Consider the following 25,065-nt stretch of genomic DNA (forward strand, 5'->3'; position numbering starts at 1 on the left):
TTGGAATGCGAACGTCTCCCCTAGTGTGACCCGGCCGAGCATGGCGGTGCCATGCCTCAAGAGGTTTGCTTGTTGTCGAGGTGATGGATCATGTGCGGGTATTCATCAGGAGGCCGAGGCCGCTGCACCCGTGCCATCGTCCACGCTGTCTTCGCGTCCATGCCGGCGCCGAAGGTGATGGCGATATGCCAAGCCTGCCAGGCCGTCCGCGGCGCGAGGATCCAGCGTTCCACCGGAAATTGACGCGCGCCGACGCGGTGGTCGGACTACAGGGAAAGCTCTCCGTCGCCGACCTTGAACCCGTAGGTCGCACGGTCCGCGGCGAGCCGCACGCCAGGTGATTCTTGCCCACCCGGGCCCAGGTTGAGCGGAACCCGCCGTCGCGGCGCTGCACCATCTGCACGGTGATGCCGGTGGCTTCCCGGGCCCAGGTGCGAAAGTCGGCGCCGCGGTAGCCCTGCTCCGCCCACACGTGCTGCAGCCGGGGAAAGACATCGGCAGCCCGCGAGAACAGCACCACGGCGCCATCGCGGTCGCCGACGCTCGCCGGGCTCACGCAGGTGACCAGGACAGTGCCCCGAGTGTCGACGAGCAGGTGCCGTTTGATGCCGCTGGCCTTCTTGCCACCGTCGTCACCGTGCAGGCCACCGCGTTCACTGGCCCGCACACTCTGGCTGTCCAGATGGCCGCGCTGGGAGTGGGATCACGGCCGAGCTGCGCCCGCTCGGGTTCGCGCAGCGCCGTCAGCATCCGCTCCCACACGCCTTCTTGCTGCCATCGCCGCCAGTAGTGGTAGACCGTCTGCCACGCTGGCAGGTCATGCGGCAGCAGTCTCCAGGCGCAGCCGGCCCGCAGCCGGTACGCCAGCGCGTTGAGGATCTCCCGCCGCGCGTGTTTCGCCGGCCGGCCACCGGGCCTGACCGCCGGAACCAGCGGACGCAGGATCTCCCACTCCTGATCAGAAAGATCCGTCGAGTAACGGGTAGGCAGCCCGCACACCCCAGCCCCCGAAAGTGCGCCGCCACCCCGCTACCAGGCAACTTGCCCCGCTGACGGGCTTCTCAGACGCCCTCTAGTCGAGATGCCGAGTCGCCTCGAACTTGGCAGCCAGCACAACCCGTTGCCCTTCCAAGACCCACGAACCACCCAGCGGAAAGCCACGAGTTGATGATCTGCATGCACAAGTGGCCGACGGGCAGGGCAAGCCGTCGGCAGGCACCAGATTGAGAACCACTCTGTCGAGGGGAAAGCTCCCCCGGGGAGTTGCGTGGCGGGTTCTCACACCTGCTCGGCGTGGGTGTTCATCGTCTGGGCGATGGCCTCGGTGAAGCGGGCGATGACCGCGAGCTCGTCCGGGTCGAACTGGTCCAGGACGGTGGTCGTGGATTGCCCTAGGGGGCCAAAGAACGCGAGGGCGGTGCGCATGCCGTCTTGGGTGTAGCGCAGGCGGACTTTCCGGTTGTCGTCGGCGTCCTCTCGGCTGCGGCGTACGTGGCCGGAGGCTTCGAGGCGGTCAATGACGTAGCTGGTCCCGGCTGATGACAGCCCCAGGTGGGTCTGCAGGTGTCCGGGCGTGAGGGGGGTCCCGGCCCCTTCCGCGGACATGATCGCCACGAGGGCGAAGAGGTCGACGGGGCGCAGTTTGTTCTGAGCGGCGAAGGCGTGAGCCAGTCGGGTGGAGTCGGTTCCGTAGCGGCGCAGCGCATCGACGATCCGCCACTGCTGCTGTTCGCGGGGGTCGTTGCTGGGATAGAAGCCCTCGGTTGCCACGGACCAAGAATAGGGCGCGTATCCTCAAAACATGAGTCTCTCAGATACTGAGCGTTCTGGCGGTGTGGTGGCGATTGCCCGCTGGTCGCTCACTCACCGTTGGACGGTGATCGTGGCCTGGCTGCTGCTCGCGCTCGCGGGCGCGGGGGCCGCAGCGCAGTCGGGCAGCCGACTGTCGTTTACCTTCGAGCTGCCCGGCCAGCCCGCCTACGAGACGAACGAGAAAATCGTCCGCTCGTTCGGCTCGGGCGGCAGTAATGACCCGTTGATCGCGGTCGTCCGCCTCCCGGACAGCGGTCTGGCCTCGACTGCAGGGCGAGACGAGCTGAGAAGGGTCGACGGGCTGGTACGCAATGCGGTGCCGGGTGCACGAACAGCTTCGGCCCTCAGCGACCCGGCGGATGCATCCGCCTACGTTTCCAAGGACGGCCACACCACATTCGTGATGGTCTACCCAGTCCCGGACTTCACCAGCGACGATCCGTACGTCAAAGCTCTGCCCGCGCTAGAGAAGTCACTCAGCGACGTACGCGTGAGCGGGGAGCCGGTGCATGTCACCGGCGCGTCCGTACTGGCGGCCGGAGGATCCAGCAGCGGCAATAGCGTGCTAGTGGAAACGATCTTGGCCGGAGTCGCAGCGCTCGTCGTCCTGGCGATCGTCTTCGGCTCTCTGCTAGCCCTGTTGCCGCTGCTCATCGCAGCCATCGCGATTCCTACCACGTTCATCGGGATCTACGGCCTGACGTACGCCACCACCATGTCCACGCTCGTGCAGAACATCGTGGCACTGGTTGGCTTGGGTGTCGCGATCGACTACGCCCTGCTGGTGGTTACCCGCTGGCGGGAGGAGAAAGCCGTCGGCCGCTCCAACCGCGACGCCGTCCTGGTCTCGGCTTCCACCGCGGGCAGCAGCGTGGTCTTCTCCGGCGTCACCGTCACCGTCAGCCTTGCCGCCCTGGCACTGACCACCGTGCCGTTCCTGCGCAGTATCGGCCTCGCCGGCATGCTCATCCCGCTCATCAGCGTCGCCGTTTCCATCACCCTGCTGCCCGTCATCCTCGACACCGCAGGCTCCCGCCTGGAATGGCCCCGCAAACGTCCGCCGTCCACGGTCAGCCGCCTATGGACAGCGATCGCCGCCTATGTGGTGCGCCACCGCATCACCGCCACCTGCGGTGCGATGGCGCTCATGGCCGCACTGATCATCCCCGTCTTCTCTCTGCAACTCGGTCAGCCCACAGCAGCCGCACAGGCAGCCTCCGCCTCAGCCGAGGCCCGAGCGGGCCTGAAAACCCTCACCGACTCCGGTATCGGAGCCGGCGTACTGCGCCCCACCGAGATCCTGCTGCCCGCAGACCGCAGTATCACCGCTCCCGCCCAGACCACCGTCATTCAGCCGGCCTCATGGAACCGCGACGGCATGCACATCGTTTCCGGATGGGGCCGCGACGACGCCACCAGCGATGCCGGCAAGACGACCCTGGCCCAGTTGCAGGGAGCGGCCGCCGAGATCCCCGGAGCTCAGGTGGGCGGCTCGCCCGCCCAAGACAGCGACTTCATCGACGCCCTCTACGGCAGCAACCTCTGGATCATCGTCACCGTCATCGTGCTCGTGACGTTCCTGCTGCTCAGCCGTGCCCTGCACTCCGTCTGGCTGCCCATCAAGGCGCTGATGCTCAACGCTGTATCCCTGGCAGCCGCCTTCGGCGTCCTCACCCTGGTCTGGCAGGAGGGCCACGGGTCCTCACTGTTCTCCAGCCCGGCCACCGGCGCGATCACCCTGTGGGTGCCCCTCGCGGTCTTCGCGCTGCTGTTCGGACTCTCGATGGACTACGAGGTGTTCATCCTGACGCGCATCAACGAGGAGTACGCTGCCGGGCACAGCACCGACGAAGCAGTGGTGCGCGGCATCGGCCACACAGGCCGCCTCGTCTCCTCCGGCGCCCTCATCCTCTTCCTCGCGTTCGTCGCCCTTGGCGGCGTCCCCCAGACAGACGTCAAGATCCTCTCCACCGGGCTCGCGGCCGGAATCATCATCGACGCCACTATCATCCGCGGCGTTCTCGCCCCGGGCCTCGTCTCGCTCTTCGGCCGCCTCAATTGGTGGCTCCCTGCCCCTGCCCAGCGGCTTCTGCGCATCAAACCCATCCGCCAAAACACCGAAGGCTCCGTCAAGCCGGGCGCAGGACAACACCATTCGACAGACAGCCAGCTACACCGATGACCGCCACGGGTTGCCTCCACCGACGAGGGAGGCAACCTTGTCGAGCTGGGCCCGGATCGCCAACCCGCGCCAACGGACGGACCGGAAAGAAGATTTCCTCGAGAGATCGCCCTCGGTCTTGGTGTGGCGGGGGTGATCATGTTGGGCCTGGGCCGGACTTGCACACCGCCGGCGGTGATGGGCCGCATGACCGCATGCTTCCGCACTGTTCTGTTTGCCGGCGTGCTGGGGGGCCGGACTGGCGGGCTACGGCGGCAAGCCGAAACTAGGGGCCGCCTGGGAAGAAGGCGGTATCGGCTATGTGCTCGCCGTGGCCTGCTCGGCTGAAATGCTCACTGCGGCATGCGTCTTCCGAGCCAGTATTTGGCGCGGAAGGCGCCGAAGCGGGCACCTAGCAGAAGCTGTCGGCCGGACGCGGCGCAAAGGACAGCGGTTGGCCGAGCCGGCAGAGATGAGGACACTGCATCCATCCAACAACCCATTGCCGAAAAAGCTGTACCAGCGGAGCGGTTCCGAAATCGAGGAGGCTCTGTGATGACCTACTGCCGCCGATGCCAGCACGATCCTGCCGCGGGCGGATCGCGATTCCCACATAGCCCCCGCTCGCAGTGACCCCCAAGGCCCATGGAACTGAGCGCCCATGAGAGGGCGGGGACCACAGATCCGGGAGTGAGCACAGGTTTTCTGGCGCGGAAGGTCGGGGTGTCGCCCACAACGCTGCGCTCATGGGACCGGCGATATGGTCTAGGACCCGCGGTGCGAACAGACGGCCGGCATCGCCGGTGGTCACCCGAAGATGTCGCCATGGTCCAGGAGATGTGCAGACTGACTGCGGAGGGCATGCCTCCCGCAGAGGCCGCCGGCGCCGCGAAGAAGGTGGCCGCGGTCCGCCGGGCGGCCACGGCTTCCACGGCCACCACCTCGCAGTCTGCCGGACTCGAAAGCGCGGAGCGATCGTCGGTGATGTCGCCTCCGCCCTCCAGAAGGAGCGCTTCGAGGTCGGGTACCGGGCTGCCGTTGGGCAGCAACGTGCGCCAGGAGTGTCGGGGTCTGGCGCGGGCCGCTGTACGTCTGAATGCTGTCGCCGTACAGAAGCAGTTGACGGCCGCGGTCCTGACACTCGGCCTCACCACGGCGTGGGAAGAGGTAATGGTACCGACCCTGCGGGCAGCGGGACGTAAGTGGGAGTCGTCTGGCGATCGGTACGTCGAAGTCGAGCACCTCCTGTCCTGGCACATCTCCGCCACTCTGCGGCATGTGTACGCCTCCTCAATGGAACAGGGACGGGACGACACCTCGCCCGTTCTGCTCGCTGGCGTTCCGGGTGAGACGCATACCCTCCCCCTGGAGGCGCTCAGTGCGGTGCTGGCGGAAAAGACAGTGCCGGTCTTGATGCTCGGTGGGGCCGTTCCGCCAGAGGCGCTCATGGCGGCAGTCAGTCGCGTAGGCCCGTCGGCAGTAGTCCTGTGGTCTCAGTCTCGGTCCACGGTAAACATCCCGCTGGCCACTCACGTCGCCGCCACACGCTGGGCAGCGCGGGGATCACGCAGGCAGAACCCTGTTCTGCTGAGCGGGCCGGGCTGGAGCGAGTGCTCAGAGCCAGGACTGCTCCGTCCACAGCACCTGACCGAAGCGCTCCAGATGATCGCCACATTGGAAAACTAGCCGCCTGTTCCCTAGCCGTTCGCGGGGTCGGACATGTGCGAACGGGCGCCTCCTGCTCGGGTGAGTTGTCCGGGGCCGGTGCATGTCCTGCGAAAACCACGAGGCCCTGTTGCCGAAGCGTCACGTGGTCGCGGTCGCCGAGTCCAGCTCGTCCACGCGTGGGGGGTGACTGCCTCGCCCATAGGTTCGGCAACGCAGTCGAGAGACCGCAGCGCCGACCCGAGGACGTCCGCGCTACCTCGTCGACAACGGCATCAACAGGTCATCCGCCGATCATCCGATGAGCGTCGTCACCCATCGGCGGTCCGCAGGCCAGCGCTTATGTTCAGGGTCGCAACAAGGTGACCGTGCCCGCGGCTGGAGTCTGCTCACCGACCTTGACAACGAAGCGCGAGGCGCAGTCCTCGGCGGCCACCTCTACGACAGCCCCTCGGCTTGGCACCGGCGCGTCAAGTCGCACCGCAATGCCGACCACAGCGGACGGCAGTACTCCCTGAGAGAGCAGCGTCGCCTGCCTTCCGGCCTCCATGACCGCTAGCGCCGGCAGCAGCGCAGGGCGGCCGGGGAGCAACACGGGGTGTCCGGGGTCGCAGGGGGCGATCACGAGTCGCCCCTGTGCTCCACGCGCGATCAGCACGTCCGGTTCGGCTGAAGCTCCCACGGCCGCAGGGGCGGGACGCAGAAGGCTGAGCGGCGGTGGTGTTGAGGCCGCTTCTGGTCCAGGGCATGAGGGGTGGACCAGCATCATGCGGCAGGTGCCAAAGGGGGTGCCGGCGCCGAAGAATTCGGCGGTCAGGCGGTACGCGGCGACAGCGCCCCCTCTTCTGACGAGATCACTGACCGTGACGCGTACCAGTACGTGCGTCGCGGCACCGCGCTCGATCGGTTGCGTTCTGGGGTCCACTCCCAGGCTCACCGCGGAAGGCTGGAGTCGGTCGGCTCCGGCGTCCTGGAGATACAACAGCTCCAGGGCAGCGGCGAGCTGACGGGTCGACTCGGCCATGAGCAGGGGATGATGCGTCACTGCGAGCGCGCGCTCGTTCAGCGCATGCCATCGCGGCCATTGACACAGGGCTTCGTAGTAGCGGCTTCCGCGTCGGCTCAGCGATTCGACCAGCATCGCCGACATCGACTGCAGCCCCAGGTCGTCCCATGCCAGCGGTGTGCCGGGTTTCATGGGCGGCTTGGCCGGAACGTCCTTGATGTCATCGCTGAGCAGTACCGTCACCGAGCTCGTCTCCAGGTAACTCTGTCCCGCATCATCGTCTTCTCGATCGGTGAGGAAGGCTTGCGCAGATTGCAGACTCAGGCCGCACCCGTCGTGTTGCTCTGTTTCGCCCCGTGATGACCGGATGGGCGCACAACCTGCAAGGGAGGCATCCGAAGCCACCCAACGCCCGTTGTGCGGGCCGGCCGCCGCGCGAGGGGCAGGACGGACGTCGCCGCACCCGCTCCAGTTCGCTCCCTTCTGCGTTCCGGTACATTCCCGGTCCGGCGCCCCGGGCGCCTGTCCGCGGATGCCCGCAGAGGGGCTGTCGTCCCCCATCCAGGCTGGAGCAGGTCGGGCGGCGGGGAGGAAGCCGGGCTTGTTCTGCTTCGGGTCGTGGCGGTGTGGCCCGGTCGGTCAGCGGTCGGCCCCGACGGAATCGCTCTTCTCGTAGTTGGCCAGCGCCAGTCCGAGGGCGAAGAAGGTGGGCGCCCACTCCCCCACGAAGATTCCCCAGCGGTCGGCCCGCTCCAGATTCTCCTGCTTGTTGGAGGCCAGCCACGAGACGAGCGAAAGGCCGATGGAGCCGAAGGCCGCGGCGTAGGCATGCTCACTCTCGACGCCCGCCTCGTGCAGCTTCTTCACGATCATTAGTTTTCCTCTCGCCAGAGACCAGCACCCTATTTAGAGGTGCTTTGACCTCTTTTTCCGGTCTCATGGCCCTCCTGGATGCGAGGCGAAGGGCCCACACTTTTCTCCGCGACGGAGCACACCCGCACCCTGGAATGAGGCGCACTGTGTGCTGCCCTGCCCGGTCCTGCCCGCAGGGTCCCGTCCACTGCCGAGTCCGGGGTCGATCACCTGCCGAAGAGGGCGACAAGTCCCCAATGGCCTCGAACAGTGCGCCCGCACGGTGACCTGGGCCGCCGACCGACTCGGTGGGCTGGACGGTGTCGTCGTCTGCGTCGGCGGCGCCGCCTTCGCACCGGCCGAGTCGGTGAGCGATGCCGTCGCCGAGCACCTGTTCACCGTCAACGCACTGGCCCCCATGGCGTTTCCGCCAGCCGCCCTGCCCTCCTCAAACCGCACCTGATGCGTCCGCGACCGGGGCCGTCATGCGTGACGAACCGGCGCCCGCTCCCGCATGACCGCGAGCAGGCGCTCGGCGCCCCATCGGGGCCCGCGCTCACGGACCTGGCCGGCCAGCTCGGCAACCCGTGGGCCAGCCGTGATCGACAATGCCTCGAGGGCGTCACCGATCTCGGCCCGCCCTACGGCGTTCGGGTCGGCGACCACACCCGCGCCCGAGCGCTCCGCATCGCGTGCGACGGAGAACTGATCGCTGGAAAAAGGCAGGACCAGGGCCGGGACGCCCGCCCGGACGCACTCCGTGAAAGAGTTGTTGCCGCCGTGGTGGACCATCAGGTCGACGTGTTCAAGCAACGCCTGTTGGGGCACCGATGGCATCACCACGGCCCGCTCTTCGACCAGGTCTGTGAGCCGGTGGGACCGCCCGCCCGCCGCGACGACGACCGCAGCGTCGTGCATGTGGTCCAGTACGCCGTGCACGACAGTGCGCAGCACGTCGTCCCGGGCGGACAGGAAGGTGCCGAGGGCCATGAGCACAATCCGCCGGCCCTCCCCCCGAAGCGCTTCAAGGCGTTTCTGCCATGCCTGGTCCAGACACGAGGAAGGCGTTACGGAGTGGCCGGCGAAGAGGGACACCGGGCCCGGCGCCGGACGGGTAAGCCATGGAAATGCCGGATAGGAGTAGAGGACCGCGTAGGGCGACGTCAGGCCGAACGCCCTGGCGGGGGTCGGCCGGCCCGGGGCGCGCCGATGGACGAATTCGTCGAACAGCGCGGTGAACAGCATGTCGTTCTCCCGCGCGGCGGAAAGAAGTTCGGGCAGTTCCGCGGGGTCGGGATACAGCGCCTTGGGCCAGTCGTAAGGCACCCCGAAGTAGGCGTCCGGTCCAGACAGGACATAGCTGGGGTGCCCGGGGCAGAACGTCGCGTACGGCACTCCCAGGCAGTGCAGCGCAAGGGTCACGGGATAGCTGAGCTGGTCGACCAGGTACCAGTCGGGCCTCAGTCGCGCGTCCAGGGCGGCCAGTTCGTCGAGTACGCCGTCCGGGTCGGCCAGCATGTCGCTTCGCCGGTGACGCGCCTGAGTGACCAAGGTAGGCACCGGGCCCCGGCGCGTCGCTTCGAGGAATTCGACGAGGCGGGCCGCCTCCTCGGCGTCCTGGTGCGTCTCCTCCGCGACACCGGTGTTGGCGTTCCGGGTCACGGTCAGGGGCACGAAGTGGGCAGCCACCTCCCTGGCCAGCCACTCGAAGGATGGGGTGCAGGCGAACCAGACCTCAGCGCCGTTCTCCCGCAATGCCCGGCTGAGCTCGGCCAGCGGTCGGGCATGCGACAGGAACGGTGGACTGACGACCACGATGCGTGGCATGAAATCCCCTTCGGTCCCCTGCCGCGCCGAGCGGCCCGGGTGCGGAGCACAGCATCGTAACCACGCTCGCGGGATGGAGTCCGTGTGTCCTGAGCCGTCGCCCAAGGGTGCATCCGCCCAGTGGTCGGGCGGTGAAACACCGTGGTCAGCTCTCAGACATCCAGACAAGGATGATCATGTCCACCGTCTCCTCCGCAGACACCGTGGCGCCGGTGGGACCGGCCGGCGTCATCGAACCCGTCGACGCCGATCCTCTCGTGGCGGCGCGGGAGCGGTTCTTCGCCAGCTCCGCGGGCACCAGCGGGTACCCAAGCACTGACGTACGGGCCTGCGCGGGCGGCGAACTGCTGCAGCTGATGGAAGCTGAGTACGGGCCGTCGTCGTGGCCCCTGACAACAAGCGGCGAACCAACACTCGACCGGAACGACGCGGCCGTCGCCTCCTTGCGCAGAGCGTGCAGGCTCGCTGTACCGCTGAGTCCAGAGGCGCTCCTGGCCCACACCCGAGGTGGGCCGCGCCTGGAGGCGGTCGTCGCCGAGATGTGGCCAGGAGCGGTGCAGTGGCACGGCAGAGAACACGCCGAGGCGCTTTTGCGGAACCTGCTGATGACCGCATCGGACACGGCCACTTCAGCGTTCTTCCTGAACCTGGCGGTGGCGGCCGAGCTGCGTCCCCTCACGGCCTCTGAGACGGCCGAGCTGGCGGACTCGACGAAGGACCGGACGGTACGCCACGCCGCCTGGCGCTATCTGTATCTGCTCCCTGACGGCCCCGAACGGCTTCCCGATCCCTCTGCGGCGGAGGGTGTCTACGAGCGGCTGCTGATCGTGCCTCCCACCGTGCCCATCGACTGGGACGATGCCCGCCCGGGCCAGCTCATCGCGCAGACCATGCTCTTGGGCCGGTTGGACAGACCTGGCGAGGGGCTCAGCGGCGGGCTCTCGGTGTTGCTCGGCGGGCTCGGCGACCGGCTCGCCGTCACAGAAGGAATTGCGGGCGTCGTCACCCTGGTCGCGGCCGGACATGACGATCTCGAACGGGATCCTCGCACGGCCTTTGAGCGCGGGCCCGGACATTGGGTGCTGCGGCTTCCCGTCGACGCCGCGGGGCCCCCGTCACCATCCGACATCGCCCTTCACCGCTCGGCGCTCGCCTGGTGGGCAGCACGGCTGCTGGGCAACATGACACGACCGCTCGACATTTTGCATGTGCGCTACGCGGACGACGGCAGTCTGGCCATGGCAGAGGCCGCCGCACGGGTCGGTGCACGTCTGGTCTTCACTGCCGCCCCCGACCCGCACCGGCACCTGGCCGACCGCCATGCCCACCGCGCCCCCCTCCGCGACGCAGAGGCCGCGGAGGAACTCCGCCATGACGTGCACCGCATCTTCGTCGCCGACCGGCTGGTCGACCGCGCGGATGCGGTCGTGGCCATTCCCGGGCAGGGCGGCACCCAGGAGCTCGTACGCCATTTCCCGGTGTTGGCTGGGCTCAACGACGGTACGGGGCCGTCCGCGATCCCCGAGGGCATCGCCCCCTACCGCCCTGCTCCCGACGAGGGCAAGCAGCGGGAGGCGCTTTTGTCCGCGCTGTTCGCCGGCGGGCATCGGTCGCACGCCCTGGACCCCGCAGAGCGCCACCTCCCGTTGCTGCTCAATGTGGGCCGTCTGCATCCGGTGAAGCAGCAAGACCTTCTGGTCCAGGCTTGGCTGGCCACGGGGGCGTACATGACGACCACCCTGGTGCTGATCGGCGGCGGTCCGCCTCCAGGCACAGCCGCCGAGAACGCCATGCGTGCTCGAATCCGTTCCCTTCTGCTCGGCTACCCGCGAGCGCGGTCCCGCTTCGCGCTCCTTCCAGCGCTGCCCAACGAGAGCGTCCGCCGACTGCAACGAGCCCTTGCGGACCCGGCGAACGGCATACGGGCCTGGTACGTGTGTCCCAGCGTCAAAGAGGAGTTCGGGATCGCCGTCCTGGAGGCGATGGAGGCGGGACTGCCGGCGGCAGGGCCGACCCGGGGCGGGGTCACGCACTACCTGCGGGACGGCGTGAACGGCATCCTGCTCGACACATCCAGTGCGGCCGGCGTGGCAAAGGGACTGCGCAGAATGGCGGCCCTGCCCGAAGGGGACCGAACGCGTTTCGCCCGAGCGGGGCGCGACGTTGTCACCACCCGCTACTCGATCGATGTGATGGCGAATGCACTGGCCCGGCAGTACAGCGCAGTGAGGAAGACTGACCAGCCCTGACCGGGGCTCCCGCCCACGACACGCGCATGCGGCGCAGCTGTCTGTGCCACTTCCCCAGGCGGATGAGCGGGACTCCCCCGCCAGTGCCGTGCCCACCCCCCGGCCACCAGGAGTCGGCGCCGCCCGCGACCAGGCCACCAATCCGATGCACAGTCGATGCATGTTGCCTGCTGCATCGATATTTCGGATGGTGGCAGAGCGGGAATCGCCCCGCGCGAACCGATGCGCCAGACACACCGGACGGCACGGCCCTGCGGTCGCCTCCGTCGGAGAAATGGCGTGATCCGCCCTGTTCGAGGAGCAGTCGCCATGACCTCACAGCAGATGACAGAGCAGCCCCTCGAGGGCGCTCCGCTCGCCGCTCCCGTTCAGGGGTCTCTTGATGAGGAGGAACTCGCCTCAGCGTTCGCCCGGGGCGACGAGCAGGCCCTTTCCGGGGCGTACCACCGATGGGGCCGCCTGGTGTACACCCTGGCCTGGCGCTCTCTGGGCGACGCGGGCGAGGCGGAGGACGTCACGCAGGTGGTATTCCTCGCCGCGTGGCGGGGGCGGGCCGGCTTCACACCCGAACGAGGCGCCCTCGCGGCGTGGATCGTCGGAATCACCCGGCGCAAGATCGCCGACGCGTTGCACGCCAGGACCCGCCGGGCCGACCTGGTGGCGGCAGCGGGGGCCGTCGTGAGCACGCGGGATCGCCCCAGTGAGCCCGACGCGGTCCTGGACCGCGTCCTCATACATCACGAGCTGTCAAAGCTCCCGGCGGTTCAGCGGCGCGTGCTCAGCCTCGCCTACTACAACGACCTCACACAGACCCAGATCGCCCAGGTCACCGGCTTGCCGCTGGGAACGGTCAAGAGCCACACCCGTCGCGGGCTGTACGGCCTCAACCGTTGCCTCCAAGAGGTTGGCGAGGACCGCTCCCGTGCGCGCCTCCCAGCGGACGGCTGATCGTCAGGCCAGCCCGACGATCAGGTACGCCAAAAGCCGTTCCTCCTGGACCCTCTTCATCTCCGTCAGCGCTCACGTGCTGGCCGCAACGGCGCAGCTCGCGCGGAGGGATCGCGGATTGGCCACTTCCTCAATTCCTGGACAGCTACTTCGTAAGAGAGGAGACGAGCGATGAAGCTTCAAGACGAACTTCCCCTCGACCACCACCTGGCCACCGTCTACCGGTGGGGCTCCGCGTTCTGCGGGGTGGTCCTGCTCGTCTTCGGCAGCCTCGGCTTCGCCGACGAGCTCAGTCCGTTCGACACGAACGGGAGCGTCGCGGGCATGTCGACCAACGGCGCCCTGAGCCTGATCTCCGTGGTCGTCGGTGTGGTGCTGATCGTCGGCGCCGTCGTCGGAGGCAACGTCGCCTCCACACTCAACATGACGGTGGGAACCCTGTTCCTGCTCAGCGGATTCGTCCACATCTTCATCCTCGACCGGCCCGCGAACATCCTCGACTTCGGCATGACGAACGTCGTCTTCAGCTTCGTCATGGGCCTGGTGATCCTGACGTTCGGCATGTACGGGCGCGTGTCGAGCAAGCTGCCCCACGACAATCCGTACTGGCGGCGCCGCCATCCGCGCGAGGCCGCCCGGGAGTCCCTCGCCCGACGCCGGCAGCCGGCTCCCGCGGGGGCGCTGCCGCCGGGCACGGACCGGACCGCCCTGCAGGGAGCGGCCGGGTCTCCCGGCTCGCGAGACAGCCGCTGAAGGGGTCCTGCCTGGACGGATACATGCGCCGCCGAAGTACCCGGACGTATCCGTTCAGGCAGGGCTTGCGCCCATCCGTGCACGCTCGGACACCCGATGCGAGACCCGCAGAGCCAGCCAGGGGGGCGGCGCCGCCGCTCCGGCTCTGCAGCGGCAGTTGCGGCGCAGTCTTCCTGGATCTCGCAGCATCCTCGGTGCGGGGCGCCGGTGCAGTCTTGCGATGCATTCATCCCCGGCGTGAACGCGGGCTTTTTGCAAGAGTCCCGGTAAGGACCGTTGCCCTGTGGCCCCACCCGCGGTGGGACCCGGGAGGTGCCTCCGGTACAGAAGTCGCCGGTGACAACAGCCGAAGGCCGGCCAGGAGTTCAGGGCTGATGTTCCAAGAGGAGCCCGCCACTGTGTCGGGCGGTCGGGGACGCAGTAGCCCACCGAATGCCACAAGCGGTGGACAGTCACCTTGGCCCCGGCGCGGGCTGACGGACTGATCCCGCCGGCCCGCGTCTCCGGCTTTCGTATCGGCTGATGAGTTGCTGCGGTCGGTCCACGAAGCCATTCGGCTACCCATTGAAGAACGTGCCCATCATCGTCGTGGCCCTGAAGGCAGCATTGCGGCCTCGCCGGGGCACCGTCCACAGAGCCTGTCCTTGGACATTCCACTGTTCCAGCAATGCGTTGGCGGCCATGAAGCCGCTCGTCGCCGCGCGTTCCATGAGGGCGACGGGCAGCTCTGTGCGCACGAGGTCTCCGGCGATCACCAGGCCGGGGTGGCTGGTTCGGATGGTGGGACGGTCGGTGTACCCGCCGACCGGGAACAGCGGGCAGTCGCTCCGCCACTCGCGGCGTTCGTCCACCACGAGGGCGGCCCGTGTCTCCGGGTAGACGGTGTGAAGCTGGGTGAGCAACCGCTTTTGCTCCACGTCGCGGGCGCAGTTGTGCGGGAGGGCGTAGGCGTGCAGTTCGACGACGGAGCCGCCGGTGCGAGCCGCCCAGCGGGAGGCTTCGCCCTCCCATCGGTTGAGGATGCTGACGTTGTCCAGGGTTCCGTATCCGCTGGTGCCAAGGAAGCCCGGGCGATCGCGGGCCACGGGCTGGTCGAGCCAGAGACGCGAGACAAGGAAGGGCGGTGCCGTCCGCAGCCGGGCAACGCTCTGGCGCCATGCCGTGTGGCCGAGTTCCGGCGAACTGCTGACGATGGATTGCAGGCCGGCAGTGTCCAGGGCCAGCACGACGGAGTCGTACCACCGCTCTTGGCCGCACTCGACGATGAAGCCTCCCTCGTGGGTGGGGGCGACGGTCGCGACCGGGGTGGACAGCCGGATGTCGACACGGTGGCCCTGCAGGTAGTCGCCAAGCGGTCTCCAGAGCGCGTCGGGGAAGGGTTCGTCGGGTACGTCGAAGAGAAGTCCTTCGGCGGAGCCGAGGAAGTAGATGTGGAACATCAGCACCATCTCTGCCGCTGACAGGTGCCGAGGATCAGCGAAGAAGCTGCGGGAGAAGACCTCGAAGGCGAGGTGGTGGGCGGCTTCGGGGAAGCGGATCGATTGCAGGAAGTCGTATGCGCTGACGCCGTCGAGTTGCTCATAGACCTCCGGTACGCGGACGTCGAGGAGGGGCAGGGCGGCGCGGGGGTTCATGCGGTACAGGTCACGGATGGTGAAGGTCGGGCTCTGGGCGACAAAGCCGATGGCGCTCCACGGTGGTGTGCGAGGGACCTTGCGGAAGCTGTCGTGCAGCCCACCGCTGTGTTGCAGGGGGTAGTCGGCAAGGCCGGTCAGCCGCTGCAGCCCAGGGTCGGTCCTGCGCAGGAGCCCGCGGAGGTTGTAGTACTGCCGGAAGAAGGCATGGAAGCCTCTGCTCATGGTGGTCGTGGTGCCGTCGCGCAGGGTGACCGGCCAGCCCGCTACGCGCCCGCCGAGTGACGCCTCGCGTTCGTAGAGGGTGACGCGCACGCCTCGTTCGGCGAGGGCGGTAGCGGCCGCCATTCCGGCAATTCCTCCGCCCACGACGGCGGTGGTGGGCGGCCGCTCGCTGTCGACGCGTGGGGCGCCGGGCCGGGGCAGCAGCGTGTGGGCCCGGCGGTCTCTGCCGCGTCGGGCGATGTCTCGTGGCCTCGGCGCCCTCATCGGCCGACGGCCTCGTCGTCGCCGGTGGCGCGCCGGGCGATGACCGTGTGGGTGATGCCGGTCTGCCATCCCGGCAAGGGCAGCACCCGAACGGAGTCGAAGCCGGCCGAGTGGACCCGGCGTGCGAATTCCTCGGCCGTGTCGAATTCGACAACGCTGCGCCACAGGTGGCGATACAACTGCCCGTCGCCCAGGGCGGTGGCGACGGGCAGGACGATGCCGGCGCACACGGCCGTCCACACCGCTCGGTGGCCGGCCCGGCCGCTGAGGGTGTACTCGTGCACCGCGAGCCGGCCATGAGGGGCCAGCAGGCCATGCACCGATGCGAGCACACGGTCGGGGTCGGCGACATTGCGGAACAGGTATCCGGCGAACACCGCGTCGTAGGCTCCCCCGACTGCCTCTGTCAGCTGCTCCGCCGGGGCGTGGACGAACGTGACGTTGCCGGGCCAGGGCTTGACAGCTGCGCGTTCCAGCATGCCGGCCGAAGCATCGACAGCCGTGACCGAGGCGTGAGGAAGCACCGCTGTCAGTGCGGCGGTCGAGGCACCGGTGCCGCACCCCAGGTCCAGTACGCGCAGGCCGCGGCCGCCGTCCGCCAAGCCCAGGCGGCGCGCGGAGCGGCGCAGATGTGCGTGGTAGCCGGGGTTGGCGGCCACCAGTGTGTCGTAGCTGCGGGCGGCGTGGTCGAACGCGGCGGCCAGGTCCGCGTCGCGGAGCACAGTCATGCAATCTCCTTGAGCAGGTACAGGGGGATCCGCCGCCGGATCACGGGCGGGGGAAGGGGCGGCGGGGTAGGTACAGCAGTTCTGCGGCGGATCGCAGCATGGGCAGCACGGGGGTGCGAATTCCCACGGCGAGGTCTTCGTGGAGGCAGGTACGGCCGTCGAGGAAGCGCAGCAGTCGTTCCATGGGGACGTGGGTGAACAGGCGGCTGAAGAAGTCGGCGCCGACCCGGCCGCTGTCCAGGGCGCGCAGCATGACGGCGTCCATGGTCCGGGAGCGGGCGGAGTGCGCAGCGGGTGGCCGCGGGTTCCGCCCGGACAGCAGTGCGTTGGCCACTGTTTGGATCTGGCGTTGGATGGCGGCGAAGGTGTATCCCGTCGACGGGCGGGTCGCACCTGCTGCTGCGCCGATCCGGAACACCGACGGTGCGGTCTGCCGGGTGAAGGGTGCGTCCGTCATGGCAATGACGCCCGTCTCGGTCGAGACGACCTTGAGGTCCGGCAGACCGAGAACATCTCGGGTGTAGTGGCTCAGGGCGGCTTCATATGCTTGCTGAGACAGGAGTTGGGGGGAGAATTCGGTGTATTCCACGAGGGCATACGTGGGGCTGGTGGGCAGTACGTAGCCAAAGGAGAGGCCCTGGGCGGGCTGCGGCGTGCGGAAGTCCATCAGTTCGGCCGTGCCGGGGTCGAAGATCGGCTGATCGGATTCCACGAACCGGCCATGGAAGTGCTGCAGCAAGGTGGTGCGGCCCGCGGGGAGGCTGCCCAGCGGGCGGGAGTCGAAGACCCACCGGGCCCGGGCATGCAACGGCTGACCGTCTGCGGTTCGACCGTAGATCAGGGCCCCGCCAGCAATGCCCTCCACTGCTTCGGCCGTCGCCTCGATGCACTGAACGTTGTCGCTCTGCTGGAGGCTGTGAGCGATCAGGTTCTCGAAGTCGTCGGAGCGGATCATCTTGTACCGCAGCGGTGCGATGTGACTCGTGAGGCTCTGACCGGCGCGGGAATGAACCCGCAAGTTCTGCCAGGACGCGGTCACGGCGTCGTCGTACCAGCCCCGACCGGGCTCCCAAAAGCACCAGGTCCGGCGCGGCGGTCGCAGGGGACCTGGCGGGGCGTCGATGAGGAGCACCGACAGCCGACGCCTTCCTTGGGGCGGGTCGGACAACAGGTAGGCGAGGGAGAGTCCCGCCGCGCCCGCACCCACAATGGCGACATCCGCCCTGAGCACGAGCGTTCCCCTCTCTTGTCGCATCCCGCAGAAGTGGTCGAATCGCATCCCGCAGAAGTGGTCGAAATGATTCCCGCTGACGCGGCCCTCCGGATGCAGGACGCGCTGAGAGCTTGACGGGTGACGGCTCTCTGCGCGCCCGCCGTGCTCACTCTGCGCAGGGCAAGGGGCAGGGCTCGCTCGCGGAAGTGCGGCACGCGGCTTCGCATTCCCTCGGCTGGCGCATCCGTGCCCCCCACCGGCGCGGAAAGCGTAAGGAAAGGCCAGCTGCGATCACATTGAGAGGATCCGGGATGCGTCCCAGCAAGCCGAACGCCCACCGTGCGGTCGAAGCGCCGCCCGGCTCGGCGCACGCTTCCCAGCAGGGAACTTCAGCTGAGCGGAATGCACAGCGGCTTGATTCCTCGACCTGGGCGGGCTTCCAGGAGCTGCAGAGGATTGACGCGGATGTGCCCGCAGCCGTCGAACGTCACCTCGAAATTCTGCTGGCTGAGCGCGCCGCGCAGGCAACCGCCCTCGACCCGGTGTTCGCTCACGATCTCGCCGATCGTGTCGCTCGTTTCACCCTGGGCGGAGGCAAGCGCACACGTGCCCAGTTCCTGTGGTGGGCGCTGCGCGCGTGCGGCGGCGGGATCGGCGATGCGGAGGCTGCGCTGCGTCTGGGGTGCGCTCTGGAACTCATTCAGACCTGCGCGCTCGTTCACGACGATGTGATGGACGGCTCCCGGCTCCGCCGCGGGCAGCCCGCCCTGCACGCGGACGTCGAGGCTCAGTACGCCGACACCGTGCCCTTCGCGCACCGAGAACGTTTCGGCGAGTCGGCGGCCATCCTCGCCGGGGACCTGGCGCTGGCGTGGGCGGACGACGTGCTTGTCGACACCGACCTCTGCCCCACCCGCGCACGACGGGTGCGCGGCCTGTGGAGCGCCATGCGCACGGAGATGGTGGCCGGCCAATACCTGGACCTTCAAGGCCAGAGCACCTCGTCACGCTCGTTGGCCCACGCGATCCGCGCCGCCTGCCTCAAAAGTGCTCTCTACTCGGTCGAGCGGCCGCTGGCCCTCGGCGCCGCCCTCTCAGATGCAGACGACGCCACCACGGCGGCCCTGTGCTCAGCCGGCCGGTGCGTCGGCATCGCCTTCCAACTGCGGGACGACCTCCAGGACGTCTTCGGCACGGCAGAGCAGAGCGGCAAGCCGTCGGGCAGTGATATCCGGTCGGGCAAGCCCACCTATCTCATCGCCGTCGCGCAGGCCCGGGCTGAGGCCCGAAACGACCGCAGCTCCCTGGACGTGCTGCGCAACTCAGTCGGCCGTCCCGGACTCTCACAAGAGGGTCTCGCCCGGGTGCGGGAGGTACTCATCTCCACCGGCGCGCAGGCGACAACAGAAGCAAAGATCAGCAGACTGGCCGCGCAGGGCATGCGCCACCTCGAAGGAGCGGCGCTCGAGCCCGAGGGCCGCAGGCATCTGCGGGAACTCCTGCAGTTTGCCGCCGGGATTCCCACGGTCCCAAGTGCACCTGCGCACGGACCGACCGCCTCCTCCCCTCGCACCGGATCCCGGCTTCTCACCGTGAGCGCCGAGGGGGCCGGCCGATGACCCGGACCATCCCCGGACGCACGGACCACGTCGTCGTGGTGGGGGCCGGCCTGTCAGGGCTCTCGGCCGCGCTGCATCTGCTGGGTGCCGGTCGCCGAGTCACCGTGGTGGAGCGTGATCTGCTGCCCGGCGGCCGTGCCGGACGCCTTCACCGCGCCGGCTACCACATCGACACCGGCCCCACCGTGCTGACCATGCCGGAGCTTGCCGACGAGGCTTTCGCCGCGGTCGGCGACTCCTTGCGCGAGCGCGTTGAACTCATCCCTCTTCATCCCGCCTACCGGGCCCGCTTCGCCGACGGCACCAGCATCGACGTCCACACCGACCCCCACTCCATGGAAGCGGAAGTCGAACGGTTCGCCGGACCCAGGGAAGCAGCAGGCTACCGGCGCCTGCGCGACTGGCTCACTCGCCTCTACCAAGCCCAGATGCGCCACTTCATCGACGCCAACTTCGACTCGCCCTTCCAACTCCTGACACCCGACCTTGCCCGACTGGCCGCCCTGGGCGGATTCGGCAGGCTGGACACGCGCATCGGACGCTACCTGCACGATGAGCGCCTGCGCCGCATCTTCTCCTTCCAGGCCCTGTACGCGGGCATCCCGCCCGCCCGCGCGCTGGCCGCCTACGCCGTCATCGCCTACATGGACACGATCGCCGGCGTCTACTTCCCCCGCGGCGGCATGCACGCCCTGCCACAGGCCATGGCCGACGCAGCCGCCCAAGCCGGCGCGGACCTTCGCTTCGGGCAGGACGTCACCCACCTGGAACGCTCCGGCCATCGCATCACCGCGGTCGTCACCAGCACGAACCGCATCCCCTGCGACGCGGTTGTCCTCACTCCCGATCTGCCCGTCACCTACGGCCTCCTGGGCCACACACCCCACCGGCCGGTACGGATCCAGAACTCGCCGTCCGCCGTCATCCTGCACGCGGGCACCACTCAGACCTGGCCCGGTCTCGGCCACCACACACTGTCCTTCGGGGCCTCCTGGAGCCGCACCTTCGATGAACTGACCCGCACCGGGCAGTTGATGAGCGATCCGTCCCTGCTCATCACTCGCCCAACGGCCACGGACCCGTCCCTCGCACCACCCGGCAAGCACCTGCACTACATCCTTGCCCCCTGCCCGAACACGGACATCGGGCCCAAGGCCGGCGCGTGGGGCGAGCTCGCCCCGCGCTACCGCGACAGCATCCTGAAAGAGCTCGAGCAGCGCGGTCTCGACGGCATCAGCTCCAGCATCACCGAGCAGTGCCTCGTCACGCCCGCGGACTGGCACGCCCAAGGCCACGCTGCGGGAACCCCGTTCTCCGCGGCGCACACCTTCGCTCAAACCGGCCCCTTCCGCCCCCGCAACCTGGTTCGCGGCACCGAGAACGCCGTCCTCGCCGGCTGCGGCACCACACCGGGCGTAGGAGTACCCACGGTCCTGATCTCCGGGAAACTCGCCGCCGCCCGGATCACCGGTGGCCACGTCCGCAGGCCCGTCCGTCCGCGCCAGGCCATCTCCCCCACCGAAGGACGGCTTCCTTGAGCGAGCGTGAACTCGATGCGGCAGGCATCCACGACCCCGCACTGCGCAGCGCCTACGCACGCTGCCGGCAGCTCAACGCCCGGCACGGCAAAACCTACTTCCTCGCAACCCGGCTCCTGCCCCCCGAGCGCCGGCCTGCCGTTCACGCCCTGTACGGCTTTGCCCGCTGGGCCGACGACATCGTCGACGCACTCGACACCACGGACACCGCGGAACAGCGTTCGGCACACCTCGCCCGCCTGCAAGCAGGCCTGGAACAGGGCCTGCAGGAGGCGACCAGCTCCGAACCGGTCGTCATGGCGCTCGCCGACACGGCCCGCCGGTATGACATCGACCCCCGCCACTTCAGCGACTTCATGGACTCCATGCGCAGCGACCTTGACGTCACTGACTACCCGACCTACGAAGATCTGCGCCGGTACATGCACGGCTCGGCTGCGGTCATCGGACTGCAGATGCTGCCGATCCTCGGCACCGTGGTGCCGCTCCAGGAAGCAGAACCGCATGCCGCCGCACTCGGCGTCGCCTTCCAGCTGACCAACTTCTTGCGGGACGTGGGTGAGGACCTCGACCGCGGCCGCGTCTACCTTCCTGCCAACCTCCTGGCAGCCCACGCAGTCGATCGGGACCTGCTGCAGTGGAGCAGGGCCACCGGCCGCCGTGACCCGCGCATCACTGCGGCGCTCAAGGCCTTCGAAGACCTCACTCGCGGTGTGTACCGTCAGGCGGCGCCCGGCATCGCGATGCTCGACCCCATCAGCCGTCCGTGCATCCGGACAGCCTTCGTGCTCTACGGGGGAATCCTGGACGCCGTGGCCGAGGACGGCTACGCGGTCGTGCACCGACGGACTGCGGTAAGCCGACGACGCCGCGCCGCCGTCGCCATCGACGGCCTGGTGCGCGTCGCCGCAGCACGGGTACGAACGCGCCATGCTGCTCGGCCGACGCCGTCTGAGATTGAGGAGCACCCCCACAGCAGTGCCACGCACCCATCTCAGCCTGTAGAGCCTGTACCGGTGGAGGTGGCATGAACTCCGGCCCCCCAGCCCCGCGCAGACGCTTCCCCCTGTCGTTGCGCCGCTCCCCCGTACCGTGGGAGCACCAGCATCCGACCTGGCGCGAAGCCCGCCCTGCTGTCATCGCGCATGCTCTCAAACGGGCTCAGAACCGTCCCTCCGGCAACTGGTACGTCATCGGCGCCGCCCGAGACATTCCCGCGGACCGTCCCTTGGCCCGCACTGTCGCCGGGCAGGAGATCGTCGTGTGGCGAAACGGCGATGGACGGCTGGCCGCCGGACCTGGCATCTGCCCGCACCTTGGTGCACCTCTGCGGGACAGCCCGGTGCGCTGCGGCACACTCGTCTGTCACTGGCACGGACTCGCTCTCAACGGAAAGCCGTTCGCCGGCTGGGAGCCCCTGCCCGTCCACGATGACGGCCTATTGGTCTGGGTACGCCTGGACACCGTGGGCGGCGAACCACCGCTGGACACGCCCGTGCTGCCCGTGCGGCCCTCACTGGCAGACGCCGTGTCAGCCGTCTACTCGGGTCTGGGAACCTGCGAGCCGGAGGACATCATCGCCAATCGGCTGGATCCGTGGCACGGCGCCTGGTTCCATCCCTACTCATTCGTCGACCTCACCGTCCTCGACACCCCCGGAAAGGACGCGGCCGAGGACAGTTTCACCGTCGACGTCTCCTTCAAGCTCACAGGGAGACTCGTCGTCCCCGTGCGTGCCGTCTTCACCGCCCCCGACTCCCGCACGGTCGTCATGCACATCACCGAGGGCGAAGGCCAGGGTTCGGTCGTCGAGACGCACGCGACCCCGCTCGGACCCGACGAGCGAGGCAGGCCACGGACAGCCGTCATCGAGGCGATCGTGGCCACCTCCGGCCGGCGCGGCTTCGCCGCAGCGCGCAGTGCAGCTCCACTGATGCGCCCCCTCATGCGGGCAGCAGCCGGCCGGCTGTGGCGTGACGACCTCGCCTACGCCGAGCGGCGCTGGCAGTTGCGCTCCACAGGCCGCTTCCCCGCATGACGTGAGCCAGGTGACGTCGGCGTCAGGCCTTGGGGCCGCCTGCATCCGGCCGTAGGGATGCCCTCGCCCGGCGAGGGGTTGCTCGGGGCGCCGTGGGTGTGCAGGGAGGTGAAGACGGTGCGCTGGGCGGTCGCCGGGTAGTCGTCACCCATCAGGCGGCGGGCGTCCCGGTTCTGGCAGCAACATGACACCTACGCCGACCGGCCATAGCGCCGGAAGACGCCTCGCAGGAAGGAAACGACGTTCCGGGCAGACGACGCGTGGCCTCGCGGTCTGGCCCGCAGGAATCCAGCTCCCCTTGACCATGGTCGAGCACTTCGCACGCGCCGTCCCAGTCACCTTCCGGGGCTTCGCGACAGGCCGTCCACATCCGCCGTGCCTGCTGTCACCACCCGGCTAGGGGCCTGGCGGCCAGCAAATATAATCCTCCCCATGTCCAAGCCTGACGACCTGCTCGTTGACATCGCCACCGTGGTGGAGTCCGGGCAGAGCAACCAGATGTCCCTGACCGTGGTCACCGGTGGTGCCGTCATCACCGGCCGGCTGGCTCCCGAAGCGGTGTGGAGGCAGAGGGTGTCGGACGTGCTGACGGATTCCGCTCGTCTGGGCGAGTTCGCCGCCGTCTTCGACACCCCCGCGAAAGACGACGGACCGCCCACGCATCTGCACTTCCATGTGGCCCGGATCCTGCAGGGCACGGTCGGAATCCCGGAGACGGGCGGGATGTACCGCGTCGCGATCGCCGACGTCAGCGCCTGGACCATGGGCGACTTCAGCTACTCCGACCACTGAGCCATCACCCCGGAAGAACACGCTGCAAGCTGTGGGGGCCCGGCAGGCACGTGCCTGCCGGGCCCCCACGCGGTCCAGGTACCGGCAGGCCTCGTTACCCCGGGCCGGTCGGACGGACACGGGAGTGCCGAGCATCGCGCCAGCGTGCTGAAGCGGGCTCAGGACGCGCACCGCTGCGGCTGCGGAGAGGGCGCGGCAGCGGCAGGTGAAGCCGAGTTGCGTCATCGCGCGGAGGACTTCGGCGGCGCTGACGTCACGGCGGTCCTGGCGGGTGATGACCTGGCCGACCTGCTTGACGGGGCGGTGGCGGCGGCCGGGATCACGGATTCGCCGGAGCCCGGCTCCCGGGCCAGTTCCCGCGGCCGGCCCGGGGACGCTGCGCCTGCCCGTGTGGAACGCGCTCGCCGAACGGGCCGACACGCTGCGCCGCTCTGCTCCGACGGCCAGAGACCCACCCGTGAAGAGAGTGCCCTAATCGGCGTGTCCCGAAGATCGAAGTGCCCCACACGCTGCGATATTCGCAGAGGAGTTGACATGAAGGCACGATCGAAGGAGGAGCCATGGTGCGTGTCGGGCTGTTGGTCCGGGTAGAGGCGAAACCGGGCAAGGAAGCAGAAGTGGCACAGTTCCTGACCGACGCGCAGGCGATCGTCGAACAGGAGCCCGACACCCGCGCCTGGTTCGCCGTCCAGTTCGACAGGTCCACGTTCGGCATCTTCGACGTGTTTCCCGACGACGCGGGTCGGCAGGCGCACCTGGCCGGAGGCGTTGGCGCGGCGCTCGGGGAGCGGGCGACGGAGCTGTTCACCGTGTCGCCTGTGATCGAGAACGTCGACGTACTGGCGTCCAAGCTCCCGACGTGACCCCGGAGAGAGGATGACGCAGCGAGCTCCATCGCCGGTTCATCGGCCTGCTGCTCAGACATTTCTCGGCCGCCAAGTACAGGCCCCGATGAGCCCGCACAACCGACCGCTGCATCCCCGCTGGTGCTCTGAGCGCGTGGACACCTCACGGCGCCAAGTCGTCAAGCCGCAGCGGCCAGGGCAGTCGGGAGCGCGGTGTCTTCATCGAACAGCTCACGTCGCTGGAGGCAGTGGAGCATCCGTCCGGGCATGCGGTCGGAGAGGTTGAGCGGGGCGGCAGCATGCCGGTCCCCGTGCTCGTCGCGGCGACGGAATCGGCAGCTGATTCTCCGGCCGCGCCTCCGCCGACGGGGGTCCAAGGGTTGTTCGCCCGCGTTTTCCGCCCTGGACCCCGGCGGCACGGGCTCCCCCTCCACTCCGGGGAACTGATTCCGCAAGGAACACGGTTCGCGCTGTTCACACGGGGCGCCGGCAGTGGGTCCGCTATCCGGCGGCGCGGCGGTATTCGGCGTTGATGCGCTGCGCTTCTTCGAGTTGGTCTTCGAGGATGACGATGCGGCAGGCGGCCTCGATCGGAGTGCCCCGGTCCACGAGTTCGCGGGCCCGGGCCGCGATGCGCAGCTGGTAGCGGGAGTAGCGGCGGTGGCCGCCGGCGGAGCGCAGCGGGGTGATCAGTCGGGCTTCGCCGATCGCGCGGAGGAAGCCCTGAGTGGTGCCGAGTATCTCGGCGGCCCGGCCCATCGTGTAGGCGGGGTAGTCGTCGTCGTCGAGCCGGCCGTACGAGTCTGCTGTCATTGCACCTCTCTCGTGGAACGCGTGGAGGGGCCCTGGCACCATGTGTGCCAGGGCCCCGAAGGAACTGCTACACCATCCGCCGG

At 68.6% G+C, this 25,065-nt stretch carries 21 protein-coding genes and 2 pseudogenes; 12 read left to right on the top strand and 11 right to left on the bottom strand.

From position 1 onward, the window contains the following. Positions 1–88: 88 nt before the first annotated feature. From ACFRIC_RS40490 to ACFRIC_RS40500, 3 genes and pseudogenes are all read right to left on the bottom strand, one after another. Entirely contained in the window at positions 89–682 is a 594-nt protein-coding gene (locus ACFRIC_RS40490; protein ID WP_382796924.1) for a transposase, read from the bottom strand. Between the two features lie 77 nt (positions 683–759). Continuing rightward, positions 760–999, bottom strand: a pseudogene (locus tag ACFRIC_RS40495) (transposase); the annotation flags it as partial. Between the two features lie 279 nt (positions 1,000–1,278). Next, the gene (locus tag ACFRIC_RS40500) at positions 1,279–1,770 is read right to left on the bottom strand and encodes a MarR family winged helix-turn-helix transcriptional regulator (RefSeq protein WP_382796890.1); all 492 of its coding nucleotides are present in this window, start codon (positions 1,768–1,770) and stop codon (positions 1,279–1,281) included. A 31-nt stretch (positions 1,771–1,801) separates the two neighbouring features. Between ACFRIC_RS40500 and ACFRIC_RS40505 the strand changes: the two genes are divergently transcribed. After that, positions 1,802–3,994, top strand: a complete 2,193-nt coding sequence (locus tag ACFRIC_RS40505) for an MMPL family transporter (RefSeq protein ID WP_382796892.1) — start codon at positions 1,802–1,804, stop codon at positions 3,992–3,994. A 624-nt stretch (positions 3,995–4,618) separates the two neighbouring features. Next, entirely contained in the window at positions 4,619–5,659 is a 1,041-nt protein-coding gene (locus ACFRIC_RS40510; protein ID WP_382796893.1) for a MerR family transcriptional regulator, read from the top strand. A 325-nt stretch (positions 5,660–5,984) separates the two neighbouring features. Here ACFRIC_RS40510 and ACFRIC_RS40515 read toward each other — a convergent pair whose 3' ends face one another. Both ACFRIC_RS40515 and ACFRIC_RS40520 read right to left on the bottom strand, forming a co-directional pair. Continuing rightward, entirely contained in the window at positions 5,985–6,887 is a 903-nt protein-coding gene (locus ACFRIC_RS40515) for a hypothetical protein (RefSeq protein WP_382796894.1), read from the bottom strand. 396 nt (positions 6,888–7,283) lie between these two features. Next, positions 7,284–7,517 (bottom strand): hypothetical protein, encoded by a 234-nt coding sequence (locus ACFRIC_RS40520; protein ID WP_382796895.1) that lies wholly within the window; start codon positions 7,515–7,517, stop codon positions 7,284–7,286. 262 nt (positions 7,518–7,779) lie between these two features. Here ACFRIC_RS40520 and ACFRIC_RS40525 point away from each other — a divergent pair, with 262 nt between their 5' ends. Then, positions 7,780–7,959, top strand: coding sequence for a hypothetical protein (locus ACFRIC_RS40525; protein WP_382796896.1), 180 nt, complete (start codon positions 7,780–7,782; stop codon positions 7,957–7,959). 20 nt (positions 7,960–7,979) lie between these two features. Here ACFRIC_RS40525 and ACFRIC_RS40530 read toward each other — a convergent pair whose 3' ends face one another. Next, the gene (locus tag ACFRIC_RS40530; RefSeq protein WP_382796898.1) at positions 7,980–9,323 is read right to left on the bottom strand and encodes a glycosyltransferase; all 1,344 of its coding nucleotides are present in this window, start codon (positions 9,321–9,323) and stop codon (positions 7,980–7,982) included. A gap of 176 nt (positions 9,324–9,499) precedes the next feature. On the opposite strand from ACFRIC_RS40530, the gene ACFRIC_RS40535 reads away from it, so the two are divergent. From ACFRIC_RS40535 to ACFRIC_RS40545, 3 genes are all read left to right on the top strand, one after another. Next, positions 9,500–11,572, top strand: coding sequence for a glycosyltransferase family 4 protein (locus ACFRIC_RS40535; RefSeq protein ID WP_382796900.1), 2,073 nt, complete (start codon positions 9,500–9,502; stop codon positions 11,570–11,572). A 309-nt stretch (positions 11,573–11,881) separates the two neighbouring features. Further along, on the top strand, positions 11,882–12,520 hold the full coding sequence (locus ACFRIC_RS40540) for a sigma-70 family RNA polymerase sigma factor (protein ID WP_382796902.1): 639 nt from the start codon (positions 11,882–11,884) through the stop codon (positions 12,518–12,520). 171 nt (positions 12,521–12,691) lie between these two features. Further along, entirely contained in the window at positions 12,692–13,273 is a 582-nt protein-coding gene (locus tag ACFRIC_RS40545) for a DUF4383 domain-containing protein (RefSeq protein ID WP_382796904.1), read from the top strand. 557 nt (positions 13,274–13,830) lie between these two features. On the opposite strand, the gene ACFRIC_RS40550 is transcribed toward ACFRIC_RS40545, so the two are convergent. From ACFRIC_RS40550 to ACFRIC_RS40560, 3 genes are read right to left on the bottom strand one after another with little or no spacing between them, the layout of a single operon-like run. Next, positions 13,831–15,396 carry an FAD-dependent oxidoreductase gene (locus ACFRIC_RS40550; protein WP_382796905.1) on the bottom strand — a complete coding sequence of 522 codons (1,566 nt, stop codon included), beginning with the start codon at positions 15,394–15,396 and terminating at the stop codon, positions 13,831–13,833. Continuing rightward, entirely contained in the window at positions 15,393–16,124 is a 732-nt protein-coding gene (locus ACFRIC_RS40555) for a class I SAM-dependent methyltransferase (RefSeq protein ID WP_382796907.1), read from the bottom strand. Before ACFRIC_RS40555 ends, ACFRIC_RS40550 begins: the two co-directional genes overlap by 4 nt. A gap of 40 nt (positions 16,125–16,164) precedes the next feature. Next, positions 16,165–17,355, bottom strand: a complete 1,191-nt coding sequence (locus tag ACFRIC_RS40560) for a lycopene cyclase family protein (protein ID WP_382796926.1) — start codon at positions 17,353–17,355, stop codon at positions 16,165–16,167. Between the two features lie 293 nt (positions 17,356–17,648). Between ACFRIC_RS40560 and ACFRIC_RS40565 the strand changes: the two genes are divergently transcribed. From ACFRIC_RS40565 to ACFRIC_RS40585, 5 genes are all read left to right on the top strand, one after another. Beyond that, complete coding sequence (locus ACFRIC_RS40565; protein ID WP_382796908.1) at positions 17,649–18,956, top strand: polyprenyl synthetase family protein; 1,308 nt, start codon at positions 17,649–17,651, stop codon at positions 18,954–18,956. Further along, on the top strand, positions 18,953–20,494 hold the full coding sequence (locus tag ACFRIC_RS40570; protein WP_382796909.1) for a phytoene desaturase: 1,542 nt from the start codon (positions 18,953–18,955) through the stop codon (positions 20,492–20,494). The genes ACFRIC_RS40565 and ACFRIC_RS40570 overlap by 4 nt, the downstream gene beginning before the upstream one ends. Further along, a complete protein-coding gene (locus ACFRIC_RS40575) occupies positions 20,491–21,525 on the top strand; it encodes a phytoene/squalene synthase family protein (RefSeq protein ID WP_382796911.1) in 1,035 nt (344 codons plus the stop codon). Before ACFRIC_RS40570 ends, ACFRIC_RS40575 begins: the two co-directional genes overlap by 4 nt. Next, positions 21,522–22,532, top strand: a complete 1,011-nt coding sequence (locus ACFRIC_RS40580; RefSeq protein WP_382796913.1) for a DUF5914 domain-containing protein — start codon at positions 21,522–21,524, stop codon at positions 22,530–22,532. Before ACFRIC_RS40575 ends, ACFRIC_RS40580 begins: the two co-directional genes overlap by 4 nt. A gap of 432 nt (positions 22,533–22,964) precedes the next feature. Further along, positions 22,965–23,324 (top strand): hypothetical protein, encoded by a 360-nt coding sequence (locus ACFRIC_RS40585; protein WP_382796915.1) that lies wholly within the window; start codon positions 22,965–22,967, stop codon positions 23,322–23,324. A 114-nt stretch (positions 23,325–23,438) separates the two neighbouring features. Here the strand turns inward: ACFRIC_RS40585 and ACFRIC_RS40590 are convergent. Then, positions 23,439–23,668: pseudogene (locus ACFRIC_RS40590) on the bottom strand (SCO5918 family protein); the annotation flags it as partial. Positions 23,669–23,884: 216 nt separating this feature from the next. Between ACFRIC_RS40590 and ACFRIC_RS40595 the strand changes: the two are divergent. After that, the gene (locus tag ACFRIC_RS40595; RefSeq protein WP_382796916.1) at positions 23,885–24,187 is read left to right on the top strand and encodes a putative quinol monooxygenase; all 303 of its coding nucleotides are present in this window, start codon (positions 23,885–23,887) and stop codon (positions 24,185–24,187) included. A gap of 483 nt (positions 24,188–24,670) precedes the next feature. Here the strand turns inward: ACFRIC_RS40595 and ACFRIC_RS40600 are convergent, their stop codons facing one another. Next, complete coding sequence (locus tag ACFRIC_RS40600) at positions 24,671–24,982, bottom strand: MerR family transcriptional regulator (RefSeq protein WP_382796918.1); 312 nt, start codon at positions 24,980–24,982, stop codon at positions 24,671–24,673. Positions 24,983–25,065: the final 83 nt, after the last annotated feature.

Source organism: Streptomyces sp. NPDC056738 (assembly GCF_042790435.1).
In the GTDB taxonomy this organism is placed as follows: domain Bacteria; phylum Actinomycetota; class Actinomycetes; order Streptomycetales; family Streptomycetaceae; genus Streptomyces.